Origin of the sequence: Dyadobacter sp. BHUBP1 (assembly GCF_050587785.1) — a bacterium.
In the GTDB taxonomy this organism is placed as follows: Bacteria; Bacteroidota; Bacteroidia; order Cytophagales; family Spirosomataceae; genus Dyadobacter.
In genome coordinates this window covers 96528-111404 of the sequence record NZ_JBOBIH010000007.1, presented here as the reverse complement: position 1 = coordinate 111404, position 14877 = coordinate 96528, and the positions used below count along the sequence as shown (strand labels likewise).

Genomic DNA, 14877 nt, shown 5'->3' with positions numbered 1-14877 from the left:
TTTGTGCAAGATAACTTCACCGGAACCCCATTACCTGGATACGATCGGCAAATACTTTCTCCAGTTATCTGCGATCACCCAGGCGATCACGGCGATCAATACCGAAACAAAGGGAAGGCCCGACGGAGCGGCGGTCATGTTGGTCAGCAGAACGCCCACTATGACAGGTACGAGGACGATAGCCCCAAGTGCCCGGGTCCGGGGAATTGTCAGCAACAGGCCCCCGGCTATTTCCGCGGCACCTACCAGGGGCATCAGCCAGCCGATCTGTGCAAACGCCATTCCGGTTTTGATCATTTTTTCCGGCAGATCGGCCGGCATAGGCATGTAGTGCAGGAACTTATCCAGACCTGCGTTGACGAAACTGAGCCCAGTGAGAAGGCAAAGGATGGACAAAATTTTCTGTTTCATAGCTGTTGATTGTTTAAATGAGAAACTGATTGGTTGCAAATTTATGTGAAACCAGTCGGTTGCGCAAATAAATTTTAAAAATTTTTGACGAAAGCCACCCGGCTGTACCTGACAACACTTTACTACACCTGATAATACCTGACTACAAATGACGACGAAGTCATTAATAGTCAGGTGTAGTCATTAATAGTTAGGTGTAGTCAGGTGTTGTTGGGAGCCGGCGATCACCACCCCGGATTCTAGCGGGCTTCGTAAATGTAGATAACCGTTTGGTCGTCGTCCGGTGCGAAGGAGAGCCGGAGTCTGCCGTTTTTTATTTCCGGGAAGAAGGGATTGTTACAAATATTGGCGCCCCGCGGCGTTTTGATCGTTAACGGCAGTTGGTAAAGGGTCTGATACCCGTCTGTCCGCATGAGCTGGATACCTCCCAGGGCAAAGTTTTGGTCGCCTTGCTTCCACCGGTTGAGCCCGGAGCAGAGCATCATCGTGTCTCCCACATATTTTGCGTCCTGGATTTTGAAAGTGAGCATGTTATTGGGTTCCCTCGAAATCAGCTCCCAGCCCTGGCGCGTATCATCCTTGCGGGCCCATTTATAGAATAGTTCGGAGTCCCAGTTCATGCCGATGACCTCTTCATTTCCCACGCATACCACCGCCCCCAGCGCGTCACGGACATCCCACATCTTTTCGGCTTCCATCGTCAGCGGGTCCATCCTGTAAACGGTTGAGTTACCGTGGGGACGGTACTCGCAAACCGGTATCCAGATATACTTGCCATCAAAGTCGATGCCGCCGGGGTGATAAATACTCTTTTCGCCGATAGTTACCTGGGCGACCAGTTTTCCCCTTTCGTCGAATTTGAAGACCCGCCCGATGCCTTCACCGTTGTCGCGGTCGAAACCACCCACCGGGCCGGGATACTTTTCGGGCCAGCGTTTCACATCCACGGCCGTCAGGAAATAATACCCGCCGGCCTTTACCAGTCCTTGCGTATGGAAAGTTTGAAATGGTAAAACGATGGAGTCGGTCAAAACGAACTGCTTTTCTGAGGTGTACCCAGGCAGCTTCCGGGCAATTTCACTGTGATTGTTCTGGGCGGCTGTCTTTTGCGCCACCAGCGCCGAAACTACGGCAAGCAGGACAGCCAAGTATTTAAATTTCATAAACGGAACGTTTCAACAGGTTAGGGTCCAGGCAGGCAAATATAGGATGTTGCTGAAAAGAATATTCAGCGGAAGGAGCGAAGCAATTAACATTTTTTATGTTGCGGAAGAGAGTTCAGCGTGTTTGCTTGCTACCATTAACCATTTAGCAAGCCATGACTCTCATTCTGAAATTTTCGTGCATCGCCGCATTTTGCCTTACATTGACAACGGCGCCGACGATATCCGCCAACCCTGCATATCCTAAAAACTCGGCTACCACTGACACCCTCCGTAAACCGGGTACACGCGATGTAAAACCACGTAGTCCCCGAAAGGCGACGCTCCTCGCCATTGCACCCGGCTTGGGGCAAGGTTACAATGGGGATTTTTGGAAACTTCCGATCGCATATGCAGCGCTTGGAGGAAGCATTTTTACGGTCCATTTGAATTCCCTTAAATACCATGATTACCTGAAAGCATATTGGTTGTTCTATGATCAGAGTACCGGTACGCCTGTGCACGGTATCACCGAGGATACCGAAATGCCGGTCCGGGTGAGGAACCTCCTCAACACAAAAAGTACCGTGAAACTGCTTACGAAGGATCAGATCGTGAGGAACAAAGACGTGTGGCGCAGGTACCGAAATGTGTCCATTCTCACTTCCGGACTCATTTACGTGCTTACCATCATTGAAGCCAACGTGGCTGCCCACCTCAAAACATTTGATGTTTCCGATGATCTGTCGGTCAGGATCGGACCCGGTGCGGCAGGAACGCCGTTTCCGGCGTTTGTTCCTGGTTTGCAGGTTGTTTTGAACTTCAAGTAGCGGGCGGTTGCCGGTGAAGCCGTTTGTCTACGGAATCTGCTTTCCGTCGACAAAATATGGCAGTCTCTCGTTTTGCCGCTATTTTACGTCGTTCATTAAAATAGTACATGATCCATGGCCGCAGCCCTCATCCAATCAGCCGATTTCATCCATGCAGATTCCTTTCCCAACCCGCAATTGCTCCGTCCGCAAATGGGGGTAAGGACTGGTAGGGAAGCCGGTGCCGGGCATGATGCAAAAGAGGGGAATCTTAAATTCAGAAGCTGGCTTTTTCCGGATATCCATGTAATGAACCTACATTGGCAGGTTGGCCGGGATGTAAGCATTGTTGAAGAGAGTCGCGCCGACACTGTTAATATTAATTTTCAGATGTCAGGCCATATGAATACCCGGTTCACGGGAATAGCCCGGGAAGTGGGTATGAAGCCTCACCAGCATAACCTGATTTTTTCGCCCGAAGGCAGCTTTCGGAACACCGTCAGGGCGGGCGAACAGGTGGAAATGTTTCACATTAGTTTGAGGAAAAAATACTTTTCGGAGCTGATCGGCTGTGAGGACCGGTGGAGCGAGCGTGCGCAGGAGTCGCTGTTGAAAGACAGGCCCTTTGCGGGAGCGGAATTGAATGCGGGTATGACGCCCTACATGCAAAAACTGATCGGGGACATCAAGCAATGCGGGCAAGCGGGGGCAATGCAAAGGCTGATGCTCCAATCGAAGGTATTGGAACTGGTCGCTCTGCATCTGGGGCAGTTGCAGGCCGGCACGTCCTGTGCGCCGGGTTTGACTGTTGGGGAAATCGGGCGGTTAAACGAGTTGAAAGCGTACCTGGATGTTCACTTTCTGGAAGATTTGAGCTTGCCGCAACTGAGCCGGCTGTGTTTGCTGAATGAATTTAAACTCAAAAAGGGATTCAGGGAACTGTTCGGAACGACGGTGTTTGCCTATTTGCGTAAGCTAAGAATGGATTTTGCGGTGAACCTCCTCCTGGATTCTTCAAAAAGTATCGATCATATTTCAGACATGCTGGGTTACGAACATCCCCAACATTTCTCGACGGCATTCAAGCGCTATCACGGATCGCCGCCATCGAGTTTCCGTTCGTGAAAGCCGGTATTGGCTAATGGCAAAGACAATTGTTAAAAGGAGGCTTGCCGATCGGAAATAATTTGGCAACTTTCACGGTAAACCGACTGTGAGAGGCTTTTTATGATTGACCTGGTACCGTTTATTTTCATTGTGGCGACGCTCGCTGTCGTTTCTGTGCTGTCCGACAAAGTACGAATACCATATCCGATCCTGCTCGTTTTGGTGGGATTGGTCATCGGTTTTATACCCGGCCTTCCCCTCGTCGAACTCGATCCGGAAGTAGTGTTCCTGCTTTTCCTACCGCCGCTTCTTTTCCGGGCCGGCTGGAATACGTCGTGGCCGGCTTTCCGGGCCGCGATACGACCTATTTCGAGGCTTTCCATTGGCTTAGTCTTTCTGACGACCTGCGCAGTGGCCGTGGCCGCCCACTATTTCATCCCGGGTATGCGCTGGCCGGTTGCATTTGTGCTGGGTGCTATTGTTTCGCCACCGGATGCGGTGTCTGCGACAAGCATTATGAAAGGGACCGGGCTGGATAGGCGTGTGATCACAATCCTGGAAGGAGAGAGCCTGGTCAATGACGCCTCTGCCCTGATCGCCTACAAGTACGCGATAGCGGCGGTGATGAGCAGCACCTTTGTGCTCTGGAAGGCAGGTGTTCAGTTTCTGGTGGTAGCCGCAGGTGGTATTCTGGTAGGCACTGTGGTGGGTTATGGCTTTGCCTACATTATGAAGCGTGTCCGAAGCAATGCCATGTTAGAAGGGACGCTGTCGCTGCTCGTGCCGTTTATTTCCTATCCGGTTGCGGAGGCCGTCGGCGTGTCAGGGGTTCTGGCCGTAGTCAGCACAGGCCTTGTGACCTCCTGGCTTTCTCAGGAAATGTTTTCGCACCAGGGACGCACGCTCGTAACGTCTGTCTGGGACATGATAGAGTTTTTGCTGAACGGAGCGGTTTTTGTGCTTATCGGGTTTCAACTCTCTACCATTGTACATGATACGGTGGAATACAGCTTTGCGGATTTGATCGGTTATGGGTTTATTGTCAGTGCAGTAGTGATTCTCGTCAGGCTGCTGTTCATTGTGCCGACGGTGTATTTTACGGATATGCTGTCGACAGGCGAATACAGGGAGCGTGAATCCGGTTTTGACTGGAAGGTGGCCATTGTCCTGTCGTGGACCGGTATGCGTGGCGTGGTATCACTCGCCACTGCCATGGCCATTCCATTGGTGATGGAAAACGGAAAGCACTTTCCGTACCGGAAGTTGATTCTTTTTGTGTCCTTTGTAGTAATCCTTGTCACATTGATCGGCCAGGGGCTATCGCTACCGTATCTGATACGCAGGTTGGGGCTCCGCGGCTCGGGGCGGGAAGAGGCGGAAGAGGAAACCAGGCTGCGCCTCCTGCTGACCAACAGCTCGCTCGATTTTATCCACGATCATTTCTCCGAAAGCAAAATGAACCCGGATGTGGCCGATCAGGTGCGCAAGTTGTATGAGCTGAGAAGCAACTGGATCAAAGATAAAAAGTATGGTGTACAGCAAGACGCGCCGGGGACGGCAGATCTGCTCCGTCAGGTCGTGGATGCCCAGCTGATTGTCACACAATTCAAGCGCGATTTGCTGCTGCGGCTTCATCGGGAAGGTTCCTTTTCCGAGTCGGCGATTAAAAAAATGGAACGGGAACTTGATCTGGACGAAGCCAGGCTTCGCTCGCATGTGTAGGCTCCCGTATGCGCACGGGCGTCTTTTGACACAGGTACCCGATTGTTCAAAAGCCCGGCCGGCGATGAAATGGCTTTTACTCGTCGGATTTGTTTTTCAAAAACATCAATAGCGAATAAGCGCCTTTCGTGACGCAACGCGTGTTTCGGAGATTACCGGGACTCAGGATTTCGGTTACACCGTTTTCGATATGGCCCGTGTGAACGGCGGTCATGGTAAATCCGTCCTTCCCAGGGATAAATATGTATTCTTTTCCTTCAAAACTGACGATGGCGTCATCGGGCAGGACGGTCGCATTGCGGGATTCCAATGCGAGCTCGGCATTCATAAATGTGCCCGGCAAAAGGTCAGGCTCATATTTTTGAAAGTGGCAATGGACTTCGGCGGTGCGCTCGGGCGACAGGTCTTTGCTAACCAGTATTACTTCACAAGCCAGCTTGCGCTCAGGCCTGGAATTGGTAAAGGCAAGTACCTGCTGGCCCTTGCGGATCTTATCGAGGTCTTTTTCAAATACTTTCAGGGCCAAATGGATATCCGATGGATTGATCAGATCAAAAAGTACCTCGGTGGGGGCCAGGTATTTGCCGATGTTGACATTGACCCGCGATACATAACCCGCGATTGGTGAGTAGATGTTGATACTGCGCGAGATCCGGTCGGTGCTGATCCGGTGCGGATTGATCCCTGCAAGCCGGAGTTTTTCGGCCAAAGCACTCACGGTCACCTCCTGGGCCCGGAAGTCGGATTCCGCCTGCTGGTAGGTTTTATCGCTCACCGACTTAGAGGTATTAAGGGCCTTTTGCCGCTCATACTCGCTCTGCAGGTATTTCATGCGGGCGCTGCCGGCCAGGTAGTCTTGTTGCAGCTGAATGTACTGCTGGTCTTCCAGCACGGCCAGCACCTGTCCTTTTTGCACGGGCATTCCAGGTAACAGGTTAGTTGATTTCAGATATCCGCCCAGCGGTGCGCTGACCGATACCATATTTTGCGGCGGCACGTCGATTCTCCCACTCAGACGCAGTACGGATGAAATTTGCGTCATTTTCGGAAATTCCATGGCGATTCCCGCATTGCGGACCTGTGCCGGTGTCAGTTTTGCGACATTTTCTTGTGCCGGCGATCCGACGGCAGGTTCCTGGTCGGCCGTTTTTGCTGTGCAGGAGCCAAGTATGACACCCATCGTAGTATAGAGCAGAATTTTAATATTCATCATTCGCTTATTGGCTAAGGAAATAGTCCAGTTCTATGGCATTTTGGTTCAGATTGGCGATCGTATCAAGATATTCGCTCCTGATCAATGTGGCCTGAGCGATCAGCTGGCTCCATTCCAGGTAGTTGATAGCACCTTCCCGAAGCTGGCGGGTGGCCGTGAGGACAACCAGTTCGGCATTGGGTACGGCGGAATCCCGGTAATAGCCGACGCGTTCGAGCAACTGACGGTAACCCGTCAATGTTGCCATATAGCGGGATGCAAACTGCTGGTACTGACCTTGATATTGTTCCCTGGCGGCCTCACGGGCGAGCTCAGCTGCACGGATACGCGCTTTTTGTGCGCCCGCGAAAACAGGAATGCCTACTCCGACCTGTGCAGCCTGGAAGCGCGGCCAGCCATTGTACAGTTTATTGTCGGCGCCGGTGCCTCGCATGCTCATGTTGTTGTAGGCCAGGCTTAATTCGGGCAAGAGCCGTGCTTTCTCGACAGCAATAGCCGCGGCGGCGATGTCCTGCTGCCGGCCGGCCAACTGTACAAAGGGGTGGGATCGCAGTTTGGCCGTGTCGGCACCCGTGCGTGAAGGGAAAATAAGCGCGCCGTCATGCGGTTCGTATTGTTCGGATCCGTTCAACAGCAAGTTGAATGTGATCAGCACCAGTTTGTAATCGGTGTCCAGTTGCCTGCGTTGCTGTCTGATCTGCCCCAGCTGCATTTCAGCGCTCGTCTTTTCAAGGACGTTGGTCTCACCTCGGGCGAGGCGTTCGGTGGCGCGCGTAACGACAGTATTATACAGGCTATCGAGTGAGCCGAGAAGCCGTGCTTTTTGTCTGAGGTAAAGCACTATATAAAACTGATGTGTGACATTACGCCGCAGATCGAGCGCCGCGGCCGACGCTTGCAGGGCGCCTGCCTCAAACTCCTGTTCCAGAAGCGAACGCTGCCGCCGGTAAACTACCGGAAGCAGCACCGATTGGGATAATGCAAGCCGCGTATCGGTATAGGCGCTGTTGATCTGCCCCGCCTCCAGACCCACGTTGGTTTGCGGTAGGCTGACGGCAGTTTTTACAAGTGCCCGGCGGTATTCCGCCTGTAACTTTTCGCTTTTTAACTGACTATTGTCTTTCAGCGCGAGGTTGATAGCCGTTTCCAGACTGATCTCTTTCTGGGCCCGGGTCTGACCGGGTGCGAGCAAGCAAGCGGAGATCACCATGGCACCTGCCCCTGCTTTGAGATGGAACCGGTTTTCGAAGACCATATACAGAACCGGTAAAACGAACAATGTCAACGCCGTCGCGATCAACAGACCGCCGATCACCACCGTGGCCAGCGGCCGCTGTACTTCCGCTCCGGCACCATTGCTCACCGCCATCGGCAAAAAGCCCAGGGAGGCGACAAAGGCGGTCATCAGAACAGGGCGAAGCCGGTGGCTGGACCCTTCGAGTATAGCCTTCTGAATAGTGCTTTCACCGGCTTTGCGAATCCGGTTGAATTCGGCTACGAGCACAATTCCATTCAGTACCGCTACGCCGAATAGGGCAATAAAGCCGATTCCGGCACTGATACTAAACGGCATTCCACGCAGGGCAAGCAAGAAAATCCCGCCTATGGCCGATAGCGGGATCGCCGAGTAAATCAGCAGGCCGTCGCGCACTGAGTTGAATGCGAAATAAAGCAGTACAAAGATCAGCACGAGCGACACGGGAACGGCGATCATCAGGCGCGCTTTGGCAGCATTCAGATTTTCGAAAGCTCCGCCGTAGGTGACGTAGTAGCCAGTCGGCAGTTGCAGGTTATGGCCAACTTTGGTTTGTAGTTCGCTTACAATGCTCTGCACATCGCGCCCCGCTACGTTAAAGCCTACCACAATGCGGCGCTTGGCGTCCTCCCGCTGGATTTGGTTGGGGCCGGTGACGATGCGGATGTCGGCCAGCTGCGAAAGCGGGACCTGATTCCCGTTGGGGGTAGGCACCAGCAGGTCGCGGATCTGCGCTACGTTCCTTTTTTGAGCCGGATCGAGCCGGACAACCAGGTCAAAGCGTTTTTCTCCTTCGAAAACCATCCCGGTACTTTGGCCGGCCAGTCCGGTATTTACGATGCGGTTCACGGCCCCGATAGTAAGGCCGAACTGCGCGATTGTATTTCGGTTGTACCGTATCACGATCTGCGGCAGGCCCGATACCGCCTCGATGTACAGGTTCCGGGCGCCATCGACCTGATTGACCAGTTTCCCCAGCCGGGCCGCATACAATGCCAGCGTATCCAGGTTTTCTCCGAATATTTTGCAAACCACATCCTGGCGGGCACCGGTCATGAGCTCGTTGAAGCGCATTTGCACCGGAAATTGAAACCCGGCCGTCACCCCGGGCACTTCCTGCAATGCACGGCCCATTTTCTCCGAAAGCTCCGGGAACGTGCTCGCCGAAGTCCATTCACTTTTGTCTTTCAGGATCACCATCATGTCGCTCGCTTCCATGGGCATCGGATCGGTAGGCACCTCGCCGCTGCCGATCTTGGTAACCACCTTCTCCACCTCGGGGAAGCGGGTCTTAAGAATGTGTGCCGCTTTGGTCGTATTGGCGATTGTGGTGGAGAGGCTGCTGCCCGTGAGCACACGTGTGTCGACTGCAAAATCCCCTTCTTCCAATGCGGGTATGAACTCGCCTCCCAGGGTTGTAAGCGTAAATATCGCTGCGCAGAAAAGGAGTAGCGCGGATAGCATGACGAGCCTTGGAAAACCCAGCAATTTTTTCAGAGCGATCAGGTAGCCGGCTGTAATTTTGCTCATTACGCGGTCCGACCAATTGGGCTCGTGGTTCACTTTTTTGCTCAAAAACACCGCACTCATCATAGGAATGTAGGTTATCGATAGCAGAAAGGCGCCCAGCAAAGCAAATGCCACGGTTTGCGCCATCGGCTTAAACATTTTCCCTTCTATACCTTGCAGGGTGAATATGGGCAGGTATACAATTAAAATAATCATCTGCCCGAATACAGCGCTGTTCATCATGCGGTCGGCCGACTCGTTGACCTGCTCGTCCATTTGTGTTTGTGTGAGCCGGTCTACGCCTGAAAATCGGGTACTCCGGGAGATCTGGTGCATCACCGCTTCGACAATGATCACGGCGCCGTCGACAATTAGTCCAAAATCCAGTGCGCCAAGGCTCATAAGGTTACCGCTGACGCCGAAGGTGTTCATCATGATGACGGCAAAAAGCATGGCCAGTGGAATCACTGATGCCACCAGCAGGCCTGCTCTGAGATTTCCCAGAAAGAGTACCAATACAAAAACGACGATCAATGCGCCTTCCAGCAGGTTTTTCTCCACGGTCCCGATCGCATTGTTGACCATCTTGGTGCGGTCCAGAAATGGTTCTATCACCACACCTTCGGGAAGCGTTTTCTGGATCTGCGCCACACGTTGCTTCACGGCGGTGATCACCTCGCTGCTGTTGGCCCCTTTGAGCATCATTACCACCGCCCCGGAGACTTCCCCCTGGTCATTGTAGCACATAGCGCCGTAACGGGTGGCAAAGCCGGTCTTAACCTCGGCAACGTCGCGAATAAAAACAGGCTGTCCGTCGGGCAGATTCCTGACAGCAATGCTGCCGATATCTTCCAGGTTCTCCACAAGCCCCTCGCTGCGGATGTAGAGTACTGACGCCCCCTTTTCGATGTAAGCTCCCCCGGTATTGGCGTTGTTTTCCTGCAATGCGATGAACAGGTCATTGATATTCAATCCCATGGAGAGCAGTTTCGCTGGATCTACCTCGATGGAGTATTGTTTGAGCTTACCACCGAAACTACTCACTTCCGCAACACCTTTCACGCCAAGTAATTGCCTCCTGACGATCCAGTCCTGAATTGTACGGAGCGCGGTTTCATCGTAACGGTGCCGGTAACCTTCCCGGGCGCGTACTACATACTGGTAAATCTCGCCAAGCCCGGTACTGATGGGCCCAAGCTCGGGCGTACCAATGCCCTGGGGGATTTGTGACTGGACTTTCGCAAGGCGCTCGGAGACCTGCTGCCGTGCCCAGTACACATCCACATCGTCCTCAAAAACGATCGTGACCAGGGAAAGGCCGAAGCGCGAGAAACTGCGTATCTCTTTCAGCCCCGAAATATTATTGTTGGCCTGTTCAATGGGAAACGTAACCAGTCTTTCGATGTCAGTCGCGCCGAAAGATGGCGCGATGGTGATCACCTGGACCTGGTTGTTGGTGATGTCAGGCACGGCGTCGATGGGCAGGCGGGTAAGCTCATAGCTGCCATAGCCTATCAGCGCAAGGACGAATAGCCCGATTATAAGCTTGTTTTTGACCGAAAAGGCGATGATTTTGTTCAGCATTGAATTGCTACGGGTTTTTCTTCCCTGTGAGGACGAACTTGTTTTTGACTGAAATAGACTCGGCGATTTTGGCAATCACCAGGGTAGGGACCTGGATATGGTGATCGGAGAGCCTTACGTCGAATTCGCAGTTCAGTATGCATTGCCCGTGGTCTACTACCAGCTGACCCTTCAATACCCGTTTTTGCCTAACGCCATGGATATCAAGAACGCCCTCTGCGCTCACTGCGTAAGTACCGTCCCTGGCGTAATCAATAGGCTCGCTGAACTTTCCCGTAAAGCTGGCCGCCGGGTATTTCTCGGTTTCCATATAGTTTTCATTATAATGTTCCTGCATGAGCTTGTTTGGGAAACTGAACGCTCTGTGCTGCATCCGAACCGCGATTTCTCCGCTGGCGCTGTTGAGCAGGACTGCTACCTGCTGGTTTACAGCCGAGATGTTCTCAAGGGGCGTTTCCGAGAAAAAACTCGTCTGCCCGGTTTTGGTCATGTAGATCTGCCCACTGGCGCAGATTGCCAGCAGCTGACTGGCCATCAGTAGAAATGCCAACCTGAAAAGCTTAGTATCCATTGCTGTCGCTGCGTTTTTTGCTTTTGTCGAAACTGAATGTCCTGGCGACATTGAAACCATAGAAGATATCGCCGTTGCTCCATTTGCCGGTCGTCTGGCCGAGGAACTGCTTCTCGATCATGCCCCGCGAGTTGGTCAGGTGAAGCTGGAAAACGTGGCCGCCGGTCTCGATGTCGAAGCCCAGGGAGAGGGTGTTGGTGTATTGCGGGTCCCGCTGGGTGGTGTTTCCGATACGCTTGGGTGTATACCAGTACTCGGCATTGAACGACGTCCGTTTCGTAAGCTTGTAGCGTCCGCCGATGCCCAGTGCATACACATTGTTTGCATCCAGCGGCTTTTCTGCGAGGTTGCGGTGCATCACGGTCGGTGTGAGCTGCAACGACAGCTTTTCGTTGAATTTCCGTGCAACCAGCGCCTGGAAGGTGTAGGTCTGGCGCTGGGTAATGGTGTAAAAAGGAAGATCGGGCGTAGAGGTACTCGCATTGTGGGCGTCGCTGGCGAAGAGCGTAACGGATACCGGCACATTGCGCAGGCCGCTTGATTGGCGAAGCAGGCGGTATTTTATGAAAACGTCGATCGTTTTTTGATAGCTGCTGCGGCCGATACCTACCATCAGCCGGTCGGTGAGGCCGTATTCCAGCGCGAGCCTGATCTGGGATTCGTCCAGACCGAAAAAATTACCCGCTCCGGAATTAATCGCCCCGAAACGGTGCGAAATAATGAAGTCCATGTTGTTCTTTCCGACCGTTTCGATCGAATGCCCGTTGATAATGCGGGTGCCTTTGAAAGTCGCTGCCGCGTAATGCATAGTGGAATCGTCGGCTTGTTCCAACTGCTTCATCAGGTCTGTTTGTGCCACGGCTGCGGAAGCGATCAGGCTGAAAAAGAGAACAGATGTCGTTTTGAGCATGGCTTAGGCTGTTATAGTCAGGATTTGGTCGGTAAGTGAGGTCGAGTAAACGGCTATTCCTTTTCTGCCCTCGCTATTGAGGCCTTTGCCGGTATTGTCATATTGGGCGCCGTGCGCTGTGCAATAAAAATGGTCGGTTTGGTAGATTACCTCATTACGGCCTTCGTGGCTGCACGTGCGGGTGGCCGCTATGTAGGCGCCGGTATTGCTTCGGGCGATGACGACGCCATCCTTTACGACGTATCCGCCATTGGATTTCAGCGCGGCGTAAGCCGGATCGTTCAAATCGAGGGTCATATTGGTAGGCGCTGGATTGACACGGTCGTTGGTACATGATTGCAGATGACTACCAAAATAGAATGCGGCAAGTGCCGCTCCGCCAAAGCCTAGCTTGCGCAGAAAGGCATGGCGGCTCAGATTTTCAGCGTGTTTGTTGAAGTTCATGGTCGATTAGCAGGATTGACTTTGATTAATTTCTATCTGAATCAAAGGTATCCCTGCCTTTCTTAAAGGATTCTCAAGGGATTCTTAAGATTGGCTTAAGATTGGAAACGAGAGCGTAACTTCGGTGCCTTTGCCAAGTTGGCTATGAATGCTGAAATCTACTCCGAGCATTTCGCACAGGCGGTTGACGATCGAGAGGCCGAGGCCGCTCCCTTTCACTTCGGGATGCGACAGGGGCGCCGAACGGTAGAAGGCGTCGCGTATTCGATTGATGTCGCTGGCGTCAATGCCGATTCCGTGGTCAGTTACGGTATAATGGGTCGTTTCACCGGAAGTTAAGATACTGATGGCAATACGGGCCGGGCCAGAGGAATATTTGACCGCATTGGAAATAATGTTGTCCAGCATGATGTCCGTCATATACGGATCACTGTATACGACATGCTTTCCGTCGGTTTCTAAATCAACTGAAAGCTTCTTTTCGACGATTTGCTGCTGGTAGCGTACCAGCACGTTGCCAGTAAGTTCGGAAAGGTCTACGGCTCTCATGTCCATGGCCTTTTGCTGGCTTTCGAACCGGGTTAGGAGCAGAAGTTGATCAACCAGGTGGTTGATACGGTCCATTTCTGCGATGCAGAAGGAAATTTTGGAGATGTATTCATCTGCCGACCTTGGCTTTCGTATCAACACTTCCAGCGTGCCTTTAATCACGGCAAGTGGCGTACGGAGCTCATGCGAGGCGTCGGCAGTAAACCGTTTTTCCCGCCCGATGGCATTCTCAACGCGGGTCATCAGCTCGTTCAAGGTGGTGACCAGCAGGTGCAGTTCATCGCGGACGGCCGGTACCGGGATGCGGCTGCCCATATTGTCATTGGAAATCTTGCTGGCCGTTTCAATTACGGTCAGCACGGGTTGTATACTCCTGCCGGCGGTGTACCGGGTGAAAACGAACAGGATTGCCAGCGCCGCGGGGAAGGCGATTAAAAGCACGACCTTAAGATTAAAAAGCACTCTTTCCGACTCGTCAATGGGCATCGCTACGACGATATAGCCAGCCGGCCGGTTATTTTCCTTGATGGTCAGCTGTACCTGCTCGATCGCTTGTCCCTGCAAAGTGGTCTTGAAAACAGCACGATCCACTGTCGAGAAATGGAGTTTCAGCGAATCATTTTTCAGGTTGGGCGACTTATCGATGACGTTTCCCGAAAGATTCGTCAGTACAACAAATACCGGGTTGATTTCCAGTTCACTGTGCTCGCGTTCCAGCCATTCGGCCTTGTCGGCGAAGTAGGGGCGCCCTTCCCGGACGCCCACTTCATAGAAATGCTTTTCCAACTCGTAGCCGAGGTCTTTTTCCAGACGGTTGAAAACCGTGGCGCTGACAATGTAATAGATCAGCAAAAAAATCAGGGCCACCAGTAGCCCGGTACCGAGGGTAAAATTGAGGGCGATCCGGGTTCGGTAGGAGGAGGTCATTCGCGCATTGTTCATATTTCCTTTGCAATGTAACCCACGCCGCGAATCGTCTGGATGTAGTCTTCTTCTTTGGTGAGTCCAAGCTTTTTGCGCAGCGAATTAATGTACACGTCGATCACACCGGTGTTATACTCGAAATGAATGTCCCAAACGCTTTCGATGATCCGGGTCCGGCGACAAACCTTTCCTTTGTTGCGGAGCAGAAATTCCAGCAGGCCGAATTCTTTCTGTGTCAGCTTAATTTCCTGTGAATCCCTGAAAACCTGGTGGGATTGGGTATCGACCAGAATCGGACCCAGCCGAAATTCAACCTGTTCGCCCGAATGCGGTCGCAATTGTACTTTGATCCGTTCCAGAAGCTCCTCAAAACTGAACGGCTTTTTGATGTAATCGTTGGCGCCGGCCTGCAAACCGAACACGGTGTCCTGCACTGTATCGCGGGCGGTTAGAAAGATGATGGGCGTTCTGATGCCTTCCTTTCTGATTTCCCGGCAGACTTCGACTCCACTTTTACCGGGCAGCATCCAATCGAGCAGTATGACATCGTACGCTTCGGCGAGTGCCATTTCGAGCCCATCCAGGCCATTCGTCGCCGTATCTACCGAATACGACTCTTCCGCAAGCCCCTGCCGGAGGAAGTTTAAAATGCCGGGTTCGTCTTCAATGATCAGGATTCGCATACTATTGGGCCGGATACTACAATCAGGGTATACGAAGTAAACAA

General features: G+C 52.6%; 12 protein-coding genes. 3 read left to right on the top strand and 9 right to left on the bottom strand.

Annotation, left to right across the window (positions count from 1 at the left end):
• Positions 1 to 30 precede the first annotated feature (30 nt).
• Together ACQ4MZ_RS24195 and ACQ4MZ_RS24190 are read right to left on the bottom strand one after the other, a co-directional pair.
• On the bottom strand, positions 31 to 411 hold the full coding sequence (locus ACQ4MZ_RS24195) for a DoxX family membrane protein (protein ID WP_430849401.1): 381 nt from the start codon (positions 409 to 411) through the stop codon (positions 31 to 33).
• 239 nt (positions 412 to 650) lie between these two features.
• On the bottom strand, positions 651 to 1574 hold the full coding sequence (locus ACQ4MZ_RS24190; RefSeq protein WP_430849399.1) for a DUF6454 family protein: 924 nt from the start codon (positions 1572 to 1574) through the stop codon (positions 651 to 653).
• 155 nt (positions 1575 to 1729) lie between these two features.
• On the opposite strand from ACQ4MZ_RS24190, the gene ACQ4MZ_RS24185 reads away from it, so the two are divergent.
• The 3 genes from ACQ4MZ_RS24185 (at position 1730) to ACQ4MZ_RS24175 (ending at position 5191) form a co-directional block, all read left to right on the top strand.
• The gene (locus ACQ4MZ_RS24185; protein ID WP_430849397.1) at positions 1730 to 2383 is read left to right on the top strand and encodes a DUF5683 domain-containing protein; all 654 of its coding nucleotides are present in this window, start codon (positions 1730 to 1732) and stop codon (positions 2381 to 2383) included.
• Positions 2384 to 2497: 114 nt separating this feature from the next.
• Complete coding sequence (locus ACQ4MZ_RS24180; protein WP_430849395.1) at positions 2498 to 3487, top strand: helix-turn-helix transcriptional regulator; 990 nt, start codon at positions 2498 to 2500, stop codon at positions 3485 to 3487.
• 102 nt (positions 3488 to 3589) lie between these two features.
• Entirely contained in the window at positions 3590 to 5191 is a 1602-nt protein-coding gene (locus tag ACQ4MZ_RS24175; RefSeq protein ID WP_430849393.1) for a Na+/H+ antiporter, read from the top strand.
• 76 nt (positions 5192 to 5267) lie between these two features.
• Here the strand turns inward: ACQ4MZ_RS24175 and ACQ4MZ_RS24170 are convergent, their stop codons facing one another.
• The 7 genes from ACQ4MZ_RS24170 to ACQ4MZ_RS24140 all read right to left on the bottom strand — a co-directional run bounded on the left by ACQ4MZ_RS24170 (position 5268) and on the right by ACQ4MZ_RS24140 (position 14833).
• Positions 5268 to 6404, bottom strand: a complete 1137-nt coding sequence (locus ACQ4MZ_RS24170; RefSeq protein ID WP_430849391.1) for an efflux RND transporter periplasmic adaptor subunit — start codon at positions 6402 to 6404, stop codon at positions 5268 to 5270.
• 4 nt (positions 6405 to 6408) lie between these two features.
• Positions 6409 to 10752 carry a CusA/CzcA family heavy metal efflux RND transporter gene (locus tag ACQ4MZ_RS24165; protein WP_430849389.1) on the bottom strand — a complete coding sequence of 1448 codons (4344 nt, stop codon included), beginning with the start codon at positions 10750 to 10752 and terminating at the stop codon, positions 6409 to 6411.
• 7 nt (positions 10753 to 10759) lie between these two features.
• Complete coding sequence (locus ACQ4MZ_RS24160; RefSeq protein WP_430849387.1) at positions 10760 to 11323, bottom strand: YceI family protein; 564 nt, start codon at positions 11321 to 11323, stop codon at positions 10760 to 10762.
• Positions 11313 to 12233, bottom strand: a complete 921-nt coding sequence (locus ACQ4MZ_RS24155) for a DUF5777 family beta-barrel protein (RefSeq protein WP_430849385.1) — start codon at positions 12231 to 12233, stop codon at positions 11313 to 11315. The genes ACQ4MZ_RS24160 and ACQ4MZ_RS24155 overlap by 11 nt, the downstream gene beginning before the upstream one ends.
• Before the next feature lie 3 nt (positions 12234 to 12236).
• Complete coding sequence (locus ACQ4MZ_RS24150) at positions 12237 to 12677, bottom strand: Rieske 2Fe-2S domain-containing protein (RefSeq protein ID WP_430849383.1); 441 nt, start codon at positions 12675 to 12677, stop codon at positions 12237 to 12239.
• An 84-nt stretch (positions 12678 to 12761) separates the two neighbouring features.
• Entirely contained in the window at positions 12762 to 14153 is a 1392-nt protein-coding gene (locus ACQ4MZ_RS24145; protein ID WP_430849381.1) for an ATP-binding protein, read from the bottom strand.
• An 11-nt stretch (positions 14154 to 14164) separates the two neighbouring features.
• A complete protein-coding gene (locus ACQ4MZ_RS24140; protein ID WP_430849379.1) occupies positions 14165 to 14833 on the bottom strand; it encodes a response regulator transcription factor in 669 nt (222 codons plus the stop codon).
• Positions 14834 to 14877 lie beyond the last annotated feature (44 nt).

Bases quoted from the DNA above. Each gene is read 5' to 3' on its own strand.
- ACQ4MZ_RS24180 (WP_430849395.1), top strand. From the start codon at position 2,498: ATGGCCGCAGCCCTCATCCAATCAGCCGATTTCATCCATGCAGATTCC.
- ACQ4MZ_RS24165 (WP_430849389.1), bottom strand. From the start codon at position 10,752: ATGCTGAACAAAATCATCGCCTTTTCGGTCAAAAACAAGCTTATAATC.
- ACQ4MZ_RS24190 (WP_430849399.1), bottom strand. From the start codon at position 1,574: ATGAAATTTAAATACTTGGCTGTCCTGCTTGCCGTAGTTTCGGCGCTG.
- ACQ4MZ_RS24155 (WP_430849385.1), bottom strand. From the start codon at position 12,233: ATGCTCAAAACGACATCTGTTCTCTTTTTCAGCCTGATCGCTTCCGCA.
- ACQ4MZ_RS24145 (WP_430849381.1), bottom strand. From the start codon at position 14,153: ATGACCTCCTCCTACCGAACCCGGATCGCCCTCAATTTTACCCTCGGT.
- ACQ4MZ_RS24175 (WP_430849393.1), top strand. From the start codon at position 3,590: ATGATTGACCTGGTACCGTTTATTTTCATTGTGGCGACGCTCGCTGTC.
- ACQ4MZ_RS24195 (WP_430849401.1), bottom strand. From the start codon at position 411: ATGAAACAGAAAATTTTGTCCATCCTTTGCCTTCTCACTGGGCTCAGT.
- ACQ4MZ_RS24160 (WP_430849387.1), bottom strand. From the start codon at position 11,323: ATGGATACTAAGCTTTTCAGGTTGGCATTTCTACTGATGGCCAGTCAG.
- ACQ4MZ_RS24150 (WP_430849383.1), bottom strand. From the start codon at position 12,677: ATGAACTTCAACAAACACGCTGAAAATCTGAGCCGCCATGCCTTTCTG.
- ACQ4MZ_RS24185 (WP_430849397.1), top strand. From the start codon at position 1,730: ATGACTCTCATTCTGAAATTTTCGTGCATCGCCGCATTTTGCCTTACA.
- ACQ4MZ_RS24140 (WP_430849379.1), bottom strand. From the start codon at position 14,833: ATGCGAATCCTGATCATTGAAGACGAACCCGGCATTTTAAACTTCCTC.
- ACQ4MZ_RS24170 (WP_430849391.1), bottom strand. From the start codon at position 6,404: ATGATGAATATTAAAATTCTGCTCTATACTACGATGGGTGTCATACTT.